This is a genomic window from Pristimantibacillus sp. PTI5 (assembly GCF_048572955.1).
Classification (GTDB): Bacteria; Bacillota; Bacilli; order Paenibacillales; family Paenibacillaceae; genus Pristimantibacillus.
The window spans coordinates 3,529,070-3,542,958 of sequence record NZ_CP183886.1; the positions used below are offsets into that span (position 1 = coordinate 3,529,070).

Annotated in this window: 12 protein-coding genes; all 12 read left to right on the forward strand. The window is 37.1% G+C overall.

Features of this window, described 5'->3' with window-relative positions; genetic code table 11:
* Positions 1-171 precede the first annotated feature (171 nt).
* The 12 genes from ACN6MW_RS15920 (at position 172) to ACN6MW_RS15975 (ending at position 13,817) form a co-directional block, all read left to right on the forward strand.
* The gene (locus ACN6MW_RS15920) at positions 172-957 is read left to right on the forward strand and encodes a tyrosine-protein phosphatase (protein ID WP_419876209.1); all 786 of its coding nucleotides are present in this window, start codon (positions 172-174) and stop codon (positions 955-957) included.
* 119 nt (positions 958-1,076) lie between these two features.
* Positions 1,077-3,176, forward strand: a complete 2,100-nt coding sequence (locus ACN6MW_RS15925) for an S-layer homology domain-containing protein (protein ID WP_419876210.1) — start codon at positions 1,077-1,079, stop codon at positions 3,174-3,176.
* Between the two features lie 160 nt (positions 3,177-3,336).
* A complete protein-coding gene (locus ACN6MW_RS15930) occupies positions 3,337-4,104 on the forward strand; it encodes a YveK family protein (RefSeq protein WP_419876211.1) in 768 nt (255 codons plus the stop codon).
* Positions 4,085-4,777, forward strand: coding sequence for a CpsD/CapB family tyrosine-protein kinase (locus ACN6MW_RS15935; RefSeq protein WP_419876212.1), 693 nt, complete (start codon positions 4,085-4,087; stop codon positions 4,775-4,777). Before ACN6MW_RS15930 ends, ACN6MW_RS15935 begins: the two co-directional genes overlap by 20 nt.
* A gap of 46 nt (positions 4,778-4,823) precedes the next feature.
* A complete protein-coding gene (locus ACN6MW_RS15940) occupies positions 4,824-6,656 on the forward strand; it encodes a polysaccharide biosynthesis protein (protein WP_419876213.1) in 1,833 nt (610 codons plus the stop codon).
* 32 nt (positions 6,657-6,688) lie between these two features.
* Positions 6,689-7,336, forward strand: coding sequence for a hypothetical protein (locus ACN6MW_RS15945; RefSeq protein WP_419876214.1), 648 nt, complete (start codon positions 6,689-6,691; stop codon positions 7,334-7,336).
* 75 nt (positions 7,337-7,411) lie between these two features.
* Positions 7,412-8,293 carry a UTP--glucose-1-phosphate uridylyltransferase GalU gene (gene galU, locus ACN6MW_RS15950; protein WP_419876215.1) on the forward strand — a complete coding sequence of 294 codons (882 nt, stop codon included), beginning with the start codon at positions 7,412-7,414 and terminating at the stop codon, positions 8,291-8,293.
* A gap of 167 nt (positions 8,294-8,460) precedes the next feature.
* The gene (locus tag ACN6MW_RS15955; protein WP_419876216.1) at positions 8,461-9,093 is read left to right on the forward strand and encodes a sugar transferase; all 633 of its coding nucleotides are present in this window, start codon (positions 8,461-8,463) and stop codon (positions 9,091-9,093) included.
* A gap of 306 nt (positions 9,094-9,399) precedes the next feature.
* Entirely contained in the window at positions 9,400-10,359 is a 960-nt protein-coding gene (locus ACN6MW_RS15960; RefSeq protein WP_419876217.1) for a glycosyltransferase family 2 protein, read from the forward strand.
* A gap of 224 nt (positions 10,360-10,583) precedes the next feature.
* Positions 10,584-11,723, forward strand: a complete 1,140-nt coding sequence (locus tag ACN6MW_RS15965) for a glycosyltransferase (protein ID WP_419876218.1) — start codon at positions 10,584-10,586, stop codon at positions 11,721-11,723.
* Positions 11,717-12,868 (forward strand): EpsG family protein, encoded by a 1,152-nt coding sequence (locus ACN6MW_RS15970; protein WP_419876219.1) that lies wholly within the window; start codon positions 11,717-11,719, stop codon positions 12,866-12,868. The genes ACN6MW_RS15965 and ACN6MW_RS15970 overlap by 7 nt, the downstream gene beginning before the upstream one ends.
* A gap of 73 nt (positions 12,869-12,941) precedes the next feature.
* Positions 12,942-13,817, forward strand: coding sequence for a glycosyltransferase family 2 protein (locus ACN6MW_RS15975; RefSeq protein ID WP_419876220.1), 876 nt, complete (start codon positions 12,942-12,944; stop codon positions 13,815-13,817).
* Positions 13,818-13,889: the final 72 nt, after the last annotated feature.

The window sequence follows — 13,889 nt, forward strand, 5'->3', positions numbered from 1 at the left end:
TACATTTTTTTACTTACACATTGGATAATCATAGGATATACTAATCTCTGTCGTAATAACTGTCGAATTGCATCGAGAAGTGCTGAAAGATCTATATTCTTGTGGTAGAATAGTTACAAACCTGCCTATCAGGTGGCTTTGATCAAATTCTACATAGGAAGTGAGATCAGCATGATAGACATCCATACACATATATTACCCGGATTGGATGATGGTGCAGCGAGTTGGAATGATACTTTGGACATGGCCCGGGCAGCCGCTTCAGAGGGAATCACAACCATAATTGCAACTCCGCACCACGCCAATGGGACCTATACAAACACAGCACAAGACGTAGCCGAGCACACCCAAACGATTAACGAAAGGTTAATCGCTGCGGGTGTGCCTGTTACTGTACGGACTGGACAGGAAATACGCGTCCATGATGATTTGCTGGATGCCTGGTATAGGAATGAACTGCTCTCATTAGCCGGATCTAGTTATGTATTGATAGAGATGCCGTCCTCTCGTATACCGAAGGCGATGATAGAGCTCATTCATGAGCTTAATATCCTAGGCCTAAAGGCCGTGATTGCTCATCCCGAAAGGAATGCGGAGATTGTCCAGCACCCGGAGCGATTAGCTGAGCTTATAGAAGCAGGGGCTTTCGCACAGGTTACAACCCATTCGTTGTTAGGCGGATTTGGCAAACGTATCGAACAATCTGCTTGGTCGCTGTTAAAAGCTGGCCATATCCACATCGTTTCTTCCGATGCCCATCATATTGTCCGCCGCGGTTTTCGACTTCGCGAAGCCTATGATGCTATTGAGAGGCGGATGGGAGAACAGTGGGTTAACTATTTACAGTTAAACGCTAAATCCATAGTAGAAGACCAAGCTTTACATACTCAGCCCGCAGTCTCAACATCTTCCAAGGGCGTATTGCGCCGTTTGGCTTCCTATTTTTACAAAAAATAGTGTGTCCTTGAATGGCTGGAAAATGAAGAGAATACATATTGATTTTCCCTTATAGGCGTTATTAGTCAGTCATCTATTAGATGACTGCCGCTATTTTAATATATTAGGAGTGAGAGAAAGTGACATTAAGAAAGAAACTAGCAGTATCTACGATTGCAGCAAGCGTAGCCCTAACGGCTTTTGCTGGCATTCCGCTTAGTAATAAAGGCCTAGCGGAAAAGCTTGGATTAAGCGGGGTAGCTTATGCATCATCCCTTGAAGGTTCCCAGCTTGCGACAGATGTAGAAAAATTGTATGACGCACTTGTTGCGACAGGCGGTCTTCCTAAAGTTGAAGCGCTGCAGGACGCTTTGGATGCACTGGCTATTCATGTGAAAGGCGATATCGTAGCGCCGATCGTTGACAAGTTCCAGCCTAACACTGCAGAGGAAGCGCAATTAGAAAATCTTTTCTATGATGCTGTTTCATTGTCTTACAATCCTTCGGTTGCTGGACTTGAAGCGCTGCGTGTAGAGCACGGAGCATTGCTTCAATCCTTTGCTACAGAAGCCGGGGTTACTGATCTTACCGTAGATGACATCGCGCTTTATTTCTTTGATATTCAAGAAGAGCTTGTTGCGCAGGTAGGCGCGAAGGATTTGGCGGGCTTGCTTGATATCATGACGAATTCAAGCAGTGTTCAACAATTGCTGAGAGATGTGCTGGCAGCTTTGCCAGAGAGTGAGTACAATGTCGAGAAAATTTTCCTGTATTACGGTGTAAGCACGAATGATGTGCTTTCCGTGTTGACTGAAGCAAGAACGGCAGTTAACAATGATAGCACGTTTACGGCTGCAGCAGGCGCTTTGTTTACGGCTTATAAATCACTGAACACAACAGGCGGCGGAGTAGGCGGTGGTGGCGTTATTGTTACACCAACTGCACCACTACCGGAAACAACGGACAAATTGCTAAATGATTTGAAAACAGCGCTCGATAAAGCGACTGAAGCTGAGAAAGCTGCTCTTATTACGAAATTCGTTACAGATGCGACTGCAGAGATTACTAAATTGGCGACAATTAGTGCAGCTTCTAATGTTAGCAATGTAAACGGAAAAGCTGTTCTTCAACTAGATGAAAGCAATCTATTGTCCACTATTGCTGGTATTGACGCTGTTGCAGCGAAAGTAAAAGAATTGGCTCCAGGTTCAGCTGTTGAGAAGACTGCTTTGAAATTTGATCTAGGAGCTGTAACGCTAAAAGATGTTGTCTTGAATCTTCCTGATGCAGTTGTGAAAGCAGCAGCAGCTGGGAATGTATCAGGCGCAACATTTGTTATCGGCGGATTTGAAGTAACTGTTCCAGTTGGCGGATCGTTCTCATCTGCGATCTCACTTGCTATTAACAAAACAGACGCGAGTGCAGAAGTAGTTGGCACATTGAAATCTGTGTCGGAAGTTTATGACTTCAACCTGACAGTTGGCGGAGTTGCAAAAACGACATTTGACCAACCAATCGTCATTAGCATACCGCTTGGCGATACAACAGGCCTGAATAAAGAGCTTCTTTCCGTAGCGAAAATCGTTGACGGCAAGCTAGTATTCCATGGCGGACGGGTATCCGGCAATTCGATTATCGAATCACGTGATTCATTCTCCTCTTATGTCGTTGTAGAGAACAAAGTATCCTTCACTGATATTGCTAAGGTTGAAGCTTGGGCTGGCCGCGAAATCCAAGTGGTAGCTGCTAAAGGCGCAATCGAAGGCAAATCAGAAGGTAAATTTGTTCCACAGGATAAAGTAACACGCGCTGAGTTTGCAAAAATGCTTATCCGTGCTCTGGATCTGGAAAATGGTTCAGCAACAGAAGCGTTTGCAGATGTGGATGCAGCTGACTGGTTTGCACCATATGTTGCTGCGGCAGCACAGCTTAAAATCATCAACGGCCGTTCGGCATCGAAGTTCGACCCTAATGCAACCATTACTCGTGCTGAGATGGCGACGATGATTGCTCGCGCTTTGAAGGTTTCCAAAGGTGCAGTAGATGTAACGGATGTTGATGCAGCTCTGAAGGGCTTTGCGGATGCAAGCAAAATTAATGCTACGTTGAAAGACGGTGTGGCATTTGCTGCTACTCACAAAATCGTAATCGGTAATGCAGGTAAATTCTTACCGAAAAACAACGCTACTCGCGCTGAAGCGGCTGTTATTATTTACCGTGCGCTAAATTTCGACAAATAAGTTTCAATATAGTAAAAATCTTCCTCTCATGTAGATGGGAGGAAGATTTTTTTCGAAAAAATCATAGGATATTGTGGAATTATAGATTATTATGGGATGATAGGTAGTTCTTATGAATCATAATAATTCTTTCAGACTATATCCGGTGGAGGAAAATGGAGTGTCTAACGAACTGGATTTGCGACAGTACATGGCGATCATTAAGAAAAGATTAGCACTTATTATTTTGTTTGTTTTTATATGCACAGCTGCAGCAGCCTTAGTCAGCTTGTTCTTTAAAGACCCGGTATATGAAGCTTCGACTAAAATTATTGTAAACCAAACGCCCTCACAAATGTCTACGGGTCAGCTTGATCTTAATCAAATTAACTCGAATATCAAAATGATCGATACGTATAAGGAGATCATAAAAACACCGGCTATTTTGGATAAGGTAGCGTTGCAATATCCGGAACTTGGTCTCACTTCAATCGAACTTGCGCGTAAAATTCAAGTCAGTTCCGTAAACAATACGCAGGTTATGACGCTCATTGTGCAAGACGAGAATTATAAGCAAGCGGCACAAGTCGTAAATGCCGTATCTAATGTTTTTCGAGAAGAAATCCAACATATTTTCCAGGTCGAGAATGTATCGATTCTCAATGAAGCGGTTGTAAATGCACAGCCAAGCCCCGTTGCGCCAAATATTCCGCTGAATATTGCAATAGCTTTTGTCGTTTCTCTAATGATCGCAGTAGGCATCACATTCTTGCTTGAGTATATGGATGACACGATTAAGACAGAAGCAGACGTACTGGAATTTTTGGGTCAGCCTACACTTGCTATGATCTCGAGAATGAATCCGGAGGATGCGAATTCTAGCCAAACTAGCAAAGCCAATCAAACCTACAAGGCAGGTGAATTAGAGCGTGTCTCTATCGAGAAATAAGCGTCAGATTATTACGCTAACGAATCCCCGTTCCCCCATTTCAGAATCCTATCGTGCGCTTCGAACCAACATTGAGTTTTCTTCTATCGATGAGAAGCTTCAGGTGTTAATGGTATCCTCGGCAGGCCCAGGCGAAGGAAAGTCGACAACCATTACCAATCTAGCTGTTACATTCGCTCAATCGGAGAAAAAGGTGGTTCTTATTGATGCTGACCTTCGTAAGCCTACTGCCCATCATACTTTTTCTATTTCCAACCGATGGGGTTTATCGTCCGTTATTTCGCAGCAATCCTCACTAGAGGAAGTGATCCAAGTAACCGATATTCCCAGCCTAGATGTTATTACATCAGGTGCCATTCCACCTAATCCGGCTGAGATGATGGGTTCGAAGAGAATGACTGCAATTATTGATCAGCTAAGAGGAATGTATGACATTATTTTGATCGATACGCCGCCGCTGCTTGCTGTTACAGATGCACAAATTGTGGCGACGAAAAGTGATGGCGTCATTCTGGTTGTTGATCAGGGCAAAGTGAAAAGAGATATTGCTGGTAAGGCAGTGAAGAACTTAGAGGGTGTAAATGCTCGTATTCTAGGTGTCGTGTTGAACAATGTAAAGCGTAAAGCCAATGAAGAGGCTTATTACTATTATTACGGTATACAAGATAAATAAAGAGACTCAATTCGTAGAAGAAAGCTATCCTGGAGGGATGAGTAAGGTGAGCAAGCTTAGCAATAGAAATAGAATGCTAATCATACTGGTAATTGATATTTGTATTATATGGGTCGCGATTTCAATATCCTATTTATTTCGTTTTAATGGAAAGATTCCTCCCTTCTACGAATCTCAGATGCTTTTATTTGCTTTTTTAACAACAATAATATGCGGTAGTAGCTTGGCGTTCTTTCGAATGTACAGACGAATGTGGCAATATGCCAGTATTGGGGAAATCATTGAGCTGGCTAAAGCAATTATTATCGGTTTAATCTTATCCTATTTAGCTACCAACTTGCTTTATGAAGAACGAGTACCCATTTCGATAACGTCTCGAACACTGGAGTTAATGTTGTTATTTATGGGAGGCTCGCGATTCCTGTGGCGATTAATCCGAGTAAACAGAACGAATAAGAAAGATTTGGTAAATAACGTGCTTGTCGTAGGCGCAGGTGACTGCGGAGCATTAATCGCTAAAGAAATCATGACTAGCAATAGCTTCGCTGGAAATCGCATTATAGGTTTTGTTGATGATGATTTACATAAACGTAATATGCAGGTTTATGGCTTACCGGTTCTTGGAAACCGGATGCATATTGAAGAGATTGTTCATAAATACCAAATCCATGACATTATTATCGCAATGCCGTCTACAAAACGGGCGCATGTATCCGATATTATCAATATTTGCAAGCTCACTGGCGCAAAGGTCAAGATTATTCCTTCGATTAATGACTTTATTAAAGGTCGTTTGGCTGTGAAATCGCTAAGAAATGTGGAAGTTGAAGACTTGCTAGGGCGTGAGCCTGTAATGACTGACCTCGAGGGAATTGCCAATTATGTATCCGATAAAGTCGTGCTCGTAACTGGTGCAGGGGGTTCTATCGGGTCCGAGTTGTGCAGACAAATCTCTTCATTTAACCCTGCAAGGTTGCTGCTTTTGGGGCATGGAGAGAACAGTATTTACACGATTGAAATGGAGCTTAAAAGTAAATATCCGGATGTTCAGCTGGAAACCGTCATTGCTGACATTCAGGATCGTAATCGAATGGATGATGTATTCCGTAAGTTTAGACCGCAGGTCGTCTTCCATGCAGCAGCCCATAAGCATGTCCCATTAATGGAGCGTAATCCATCAGAAGCTGTAAAAAACAATGTATTCGGAACTAGAAATGTAGCAGACTGTGCGGACAAGTATAAAGCAGAACGATTCGTTATGATCTCCTCCGATAAGGCGGTTAATCCTTCTAGCATTATGGGGGCTACGAAGAGAATTGCAGAGATGTACATACAAAGTATTAATACAACAAGTACAACACAATTTGTAGCAGTTCGATTCGGAAATGTACTAGGTAGCCGTGGTAGTGTCATTCCAAGATTCAAAGAACAGATTGCTGCAGGTGGACCAGTCACTGTAACCCATCCAGATATGGTTAGGTATTTCATGACAATTCCTGAGGCCGTTCAGTTGGTTATTCAAGCGGGCTCTTTCGCCAAAGGCGGAGAAATATTTGTATTGGATATGGGCAAGCCTGTCAAAATTATGGATTTGGCACAGGATTTGATCCGGTTATCTGGTTATGAGCCGAATGTAGATATTGAAATTAACTTTAGCGGTATGCGTGAGGGCGAGAAACTTTTCGAAGAGCTGTTAACGGATGAAGAGGCAGTATCGTCTACCCAGCATGAGCGCATCTATATCGGTAAGCCAGCGCAGATTAACCAAGCAGAGCTTGAGCTTCAATTTAAACGTTTTGAGAAGGTTCTAGGCGAAAGCCAAAGCTCGGTAAAGGATGTAATTGAGCATCTAGTTCCTTTTTATTCACACGTATCCTAATAGTCCGCTCACGAGAATGGAGGCAATGCGATATGCGTAAGAAAAAATTGAAGAAAATATTGATTTGGTCATTATCTGTTGTAGTGATATTAGGCATCGGAGGATTGTTTGCAGCTAACTATGCTGTAGATAAGTTCATTTCCACATTGGCAGCAGATTTAGAGAGCAATCTCGTTGTTGATGATACCAGTGCTAACCCAAATAATAATAGTTCTATAGAAGATAACAATTCCTCAGAAAGTAACGCTGAAGAGAATAAGGAATTAACAAGCAATTCGAATTCCGGAGCAGAACAAACGGAGCAAGAAACTGACAAAGTTAATCAATCAGATAATAAAAATGAGAGTAGAGTATCGGCTGATAATAAACAAAGTGTAAAGTCAAATGAATCTTACAGCGCTGAAGTTTCTGTAGATAAAGCGAAAGAAGTACAAGAAAAAATAACCGTCTCAGAGAAAGCCAAAGTCTCAACCGTGCTGCTTGAGGAGCTTAGTTTATCAGATATTAAGCAAATTCAAGAATTGGCAAGCGGAGGGCTAGATCTTGAAGAGAAGAAGCAAGCACGCAGCATTATTCTAGAGAAGCTATCTCCAGAACAGTATGACGAATTGATTCAAGTAGCTAAGAAATATGGTATGAGCCAAGGGAAATCATATGATGAGGTAATCAAAGAGAAATAAAAAGTTAATAGTTATTAAGTAAAGGACATAAAACCATTTTTTAACTAAAATTTTAGACAATTAGGAGGTTATCTTTTGAAAGTACGTAAAGCAATTATTCCGGCAGCGGGTTTAGGAACGCGTTTTCTTCCTGCCACGAAGGCTATGCCTAAGGAAATGCTTCCAATCGTAGATAAACCGACTATTCAATATATCGTCGAAGAAGCGGTTGCATCGGGAATCGAGGATATCATTATCGTGACTGGTAAAGGGAAACGGGCTATCGAAGACCACTTTGACAACTCATTCGAGTTGGAGCAGAACTTGTTAGAGAAAGGGAAGCTAGAGCTTCTCAGTGAAGTGCAGAAGTCGTCCAATATGGTGGACATTCACTATATTAGACAAAAGGAAGCTAGAGGGCTCGGCCATGCGATCTGGTGTGCTCGCAAGTTTATCGGCAAAGAGCCATTCGCTGTGTTATTAGGTGATGATATTGTACAGGCGGAAAAGCCGTGCTTGAAACAAATGATTGAGCAGTATGATCGTTACAAATCATCTATTATCGGTGTACAGACTGTACCGATGGATGAGGTATCTCGTTATGGTATCGTTGACGGCAAAGCCGTCAAAGACCGACTTTATAGCGTATCGAACTTAGTTGAGAAGCCTAAGCGTGAAGTAGCACCATCGAATATCGCAATAATGGGCCGATATATCCTTAGCCCTAGTATATTCGACATCTTAGAGAACCAATCACCAGGGGCAGGTGGAGAAATTCAGCTAACTGATGCGATTGCCGAGTTGAACCGCTTCGAAGCTGTATATGCATATATTTTTGAAGGTATTAGACACGATGTTGGGGAAAAAATGGGTTTTATCAAAACCACAATCGAATTTGCATTACAACGTGAAGATTTGAGACACAGTTTATTAGAGTATCTTTCGAAAGTTATGGAACAAGAATTAAAAATAAAATAGTTTTACCGCAAATATAATTCAGGGACTACAGAGGGAGTAGTACACTTTGATGGATTGGTGAGAGAGTCTCTGAAAGTTCGTAAAGGTATGTCGCAATCAGTAATGGAAGATGTACAACAAAATTCAAATAAGCAATAGTCAACAAATAATACAAGGAGTGTTATGAAATGTATATGAGAATTAAAAGAATAATTGATATCCTTCTTTCTTTAATCGGACTTATTGTTTTATTTCCAATATTTTTGATTCTTATAATTGCGATTAAATTAGATTCACAAGGTCCAGTAATGTTCAAACAAAAACGTGTTGGAATTCATAAGACACATTTTAATATATTAAAGTTTCGAACAATGAGAATAGATACTCCGAAACACACACCAACACATATGCTGGAGAATCCTGAGCAATACATAACAAAAGTCGGAAAATTATTAAGGAAAACTAGTCTAGACGAGTTGCCACAGATTTGGAATATCTTTGTTGGAAAGATGAGTATTATTGGTCCAAGACCAGCGCTGTGGAATCAGTATGATCTAATAGAAGAAAGAGATAAATATGGTGCGAATGCTGTACCACCTGGACTTACGGGTTGGGCGCAGATTAATGGTAGGGATGAGCTTCCAATTAAGGTGAAGGCAAAGTTGGATGGGGAGTATGTTGAAAAAATGAGCTTTTGGGTAGATGTTAAGTGTTTCTTTGGGACCATCGTAAGTGTTGTAAAAAGTGATGGGGTTGTTGAAGGTGGGGCTAGAGAGTTGACGCATAAAGAGGCTATATTTGACCTTGGTTTGAAAAAGTAGGCAGATATGAAGCCTCAGTGACACTCGTTAGTCTAGTGTTCTACACCGCAGCCTATCATGAATGACGGTTCATAATTGTTGGATGAATGCGTACTTCGGTGTTTATAGATAAACTTGTAGTTTTTTATTTTAGATTCTTCGTGATGTAGACCGCCGTTTTTTTAAGAATTCATTTCTTCATTCTTACATTACCCCATTTGAATCTCTCGCCGTTTTATTAAAGAGGTATATATCGTATCCATCTATTTGTATCGGGATCAGCAACCACATAGGAGCCATTCAGTAAATAGAAGGGAGTAAACATACTTGATAGATGAATCGTTATTAAGTCAAAAAGAGATGGAAATTCTGGCTAACAAAAAGGACTATTTACCTGTAGTAAGTGTAATTATTGCAACTTATGATAGGTATTCTTGTCTAGAAAACGCCCTAATGTCCCTAGTTTCTCAAACATATAAGAATATTGAGATTATTATTGTTGATGATAATGGGGGGCATGAGCAGAATGAAAAAGTAGAAAGTATTGTTAAAACGGTAAGAAAACGTTTTGGTTGTAAAATGTTGTATTTGAAAAATGAAATTAATAAAGGGTCTGCGGAAACAAGAAATATTGGCATAAGAGCAGCAAGTGGAGAATATATTACTTTTCTTGATGATGACGATGTTTATTTGCCTAATAAAGTTGAGAATCAGGTTAAGCATATGTTAGAAGAAGGATCAGTTTATAGTATAACGGATTTAATGTTATACAATGAAGACGATAAGCTAATTGAGTACAGAAAAAGGATGTATATTAAAAGCTTTGATTCTAATTATTTATTAAAATACCATCTTATGTATCATATGACTGGCACTGATACTATGATGTTTAAAAGTGATTATCTTATTAATATTGGATGTTTTGATCAAATAGATGTGGGAGATGAGTTTTACTTAATGCTAAAAGCAATTTTTAATGGGGGGAAATTTAGCTATTTACCCATATGTGATGTTAGAGCTTATATTCATTCAGAAACGGAGGGATTATCAAGCGGTGATAGTAAGATTAGAGGAGAGAATGAATTGTTTCAGTACAAAAAACAATTTTTTAATATTCTGAATTACTCGGAAAAACGATACATTATAATGCGACATTACGCAGTTTTATCATATGCAGAATATAGAAGAAAAAGATTCAATAAATTCATCTCATATGCATTATTATCATTTTTTGCAAGTCCAATAAATTGTGTAAAAGAGTTCGTAAAAATTGTTATAAATCGTTAACTTATTAATCAAACTGCAACCCTTTATATTATATTACTATATATAACTAATATTTAATTTTGGAATTTGTACACTATAATTGAACTGTAATATTAATTTTATTTTTTGCGAAACGCGGTAGTTATGATTACCGGGATAGCGCTGGAGAAACTAATATTAAAGATTAATGATAAAGGCTCATTACTAATGAAATAAATGATAAATTATCGAGGAGTATGGGATGAATGATGAATATATTGCATATAGCTTCAATTGATAATAATAAAGCCAATGGTGTATCAATTGTTGTTCCAGAACATGTGAATAATCAAGGTAAATTAGCAAGAGTAGCATTATTAAATTGTTCTGACGTAATGCATGATATTCAAGAAGAAAATATTCATTACGAAATATATAATAAGAAACATTATGCAGATGGAAATATAAATAATATGCCAGAACCTTTTAATAACCCTGACATTGTTGTTTTTCATGGGATATATTTTTATTACTTTATTAAAGTTGCGAGATATTTAACAAAGCAAAACATCCCTTATGTAATTGCGCCTCATGGTAGCCTAACATCATTTGCACAACAAAAAAAATATGTGAAGAAGTTGTTTGGGAATTTTCTATATTTTAATAAGTTTGTAAAAAATTCAAGTGCATTACAATATCTCACATTGAATGAACAGCAGATGTCTTCTGCTTTTAATAATAAATTCTTTATTAGCGGGAATGGTGTGTATATTAAAGATATTGGTGTATCTACAATTGAAAGGGGAAATAAGGAAGGGTTTGAATTAACTTTCATTGGAAGGTTAGATCCATTTCATAAAGGACTGGATATATTGATAGAAGCTTGCAATAAAATTTCAACAGAGATGAGAAGATGCAAAATACACTTGTCGATATTTGGTCCGGACCAACAAGATGGAAGAAAAACCATTAAAAAAATGGTTCAAGATCTGGGTTTAGGAGATATTATTAGTATTGGAGAAGCTTTATATGGTATTGAAAAACAAAAACAGTTAAAGAACACGGATATTTTTATACTTACATCACGTTTTGAAGGGCAACCACTTGCAGCTATGGAAGCTTTAGCTATGGGATTACCAGTCCTATTAACTCCAGGAACTAATATAGCAGGTGATGTAACAAAATATAAATGTGGCTGGAAGGCAGAATTTTCAGCTGAAAGCGTAGCAGAGCAAATAATTGAAGCATACAATTCCAAGGGTGAAATGAGCATATATTCTGAAAATGCATTGAAAATGGTGAAAAGCAATTATGCGTGGGATTATATTGCTGAAAAAAATATTATGGAATTTGAAAATGTATTAACTAAAAAAGTCTATAGGGAAAAGGGTTTTGGAAGGTGCTAATTTATATCATTTTGTTGTTAATATTATTTATGGCTGCAATTATTTTCTTATTCAATAAGAAGACTAAAAATAGATTTATTTTCTTGCTTTTTGCATTTGTACCAACTTTTTTAATATCGGCTTTCAGGTCATATAATGTTGGTGCAGATACATTAGCTTATGTTGTTTTGTTTGATGAACTTAAAAGAATGAGTATACAAGAAATATTGAATTGGAATATATATTTTGAAACGGGATATTTGATATTTAATCATATTATTCAATACTTCACAATGAACAATCAAGCAATACTAATTGTTACAAGTTTGATAATTATAAGCTCTGTTTTTTTGCTTATATATAAATATTCAGTATCATTATTCTTTAGTGTATATCTATTTATTACTCTAGCTTTTTATTATAATTCAATGAATATAATTAGACAATATATTGCAATAGCAATTCTGACTTATAGTCTATCCCTTGTTAAAAAAAGAAAACTAGTACCATTTATTATTGTAGTTTTTCTTGCGTCATTGTTTCATTCAAGTGCATTAATTTTCAGTATAGTATATTTATTTCCATTAATTAAATTTAGTAATAGAATAGTATTAATTGCAATTTTTACTTCTGGTATATGTACATTATTTCTATCACCATTAATGGAATGGGTCTTAATGAAGGTTCCTCAATATCAAATGCATATGAGTTATATGGATAGTAATGAAGTAGCAAGCCTTTTTAAAACCCTTATATTGTTATCTATTCTTTTAATAGGTTTAGCAGTCAAGTATCATGAAAGTCAAAATTCATTATTGGAAATAAAACGTAGTACGGATCTACGGGATACTATAAAAGAAAAAACACTAAATACAAAAAAAGTTGTGATCAAGAATAGTGATGAAAATATATTATCTTTAATAATGTTATTTGCCGTGTTATTTTCACTTTTATCAATTAGAATGAGCATTTTAAGTAGAGTGTCTGAATATTTTGCGATCTATTCAGTTTTATACTTACCGAATGCTATAAATAAAATTAAGAGTAAAGACATTAGAACAAGCATTATTATTTTAGTTGTTTTTTTCACATTATTATACAATGCGATTATATTTATTTATAGACCTGAATGGTATCAAGTTACACCATATAGTCTATTTAAGTAGAATTATGGCGAGCGTTATGCTATAGACGTAACTAATAAAAAATCCCGCTAATGGGGCTAGGGAGTTAATAAATATGAAATTTTCTTTAATAATGTGTACTATCAATAGAGTTAATGAGGTACAAAGGTTTTTTCAATCTATATCTAAACAGACATATAATGATTTTGAATTAATAGTTGTTGATCAGAATAAAGATGATAGATTAAAAGGATTAATAGATACTTATAAAAATTTAATAAACTTGAAATATATAAAATCCGTAGAACAAGGTTTGTCGAAGAATCGGAATATCGGTCTAAAGTATGTGACTGGAGATATTATAGCGTATCCTGATGATGATTGTGTTTATCCTAGACATACATTAGAAAGGATACATGAGATATTTATTGACAAAAATGTAGATTCAATAACCATACAATTTACAGAATTAGTTAATGATGGTCAAAATCAAATCGAATTAAACGATTTTGACTCCTCAATTATTAGAAACGCTAAACCTATAAATAAGTATAATTGCCTACGAAGAACATGTTCAATCACAATATTTATTAATAAAAATGTTCATGAGTTTATTGGGGGTTTTAATGAAAACATTGGATTAGGAGGGACGTTAATTCAAGCTGGTGAAGATCATGATTATGCATTTAATATTCTAAAGAATGGATATCATATGGTATATCTTCCCCAAATAGCAGTCTTACATCCTGTTCCTAAAATAAACTTACTTCATAAGGAGCAATACGATAAAAATAAAAATAGAATAGAGCTGACAGGAAAGGTAAATATGTTTATGGCGAATACTCATAAGCTAGGTATAGACTTTAAATTTTATAGATTATTTGATAGATTAGCAGGATTTGTCTATCGCGCTATGAAACTAGATGTAAAAAGATGTAAATTAATTTATTGGGATATAAGATCCATGGTAAAATATTGGGGACTAAATTGAATTTTAAACGTAAAGATTCATCATTTGTTGCGATTTCACTCAATAAATACGCTATTGTTTTTTTACATTAAT

Bases quoted from the DNA above. Each gene is read 5' to 3' on its own strand.
- ACN6MW_RS15975 (WP_419876220.1), top strand. From the start codon at position 12,942: ATGAAATTTTCTTTAATAATGTGTACTATCAATAGAGTTAATGAGGTA.
- ACN6MW_RS15920 (WP_419876209.1), top strand. From the start codon at position 172: ATGATAGACATCCATACACATATATTACCCGGATTGGATGATGGTGCA.
- ACN6MW_RS15955 (WP_419876216.1), top strand. From the start codon at position 8,461: ATGTATATGAGAATTAAAAGAATAATTGATATCCTTCTTTCTTTAATC.
- ACN6MW_RS15945 (WP_419876214.1), top strand. From the start codon at position 6,689: ATGCGTAAGAAAAAATTGAAGAAAATATTGATTTGGTCATTATCTGTT.
- ACN6MW_RS15965 (WP_419876218.1), top strand. From the start codon at position 10,584: ATGATGAATATATTGCATATAGCTTCAATTGATAATAATAAAGCCAAT.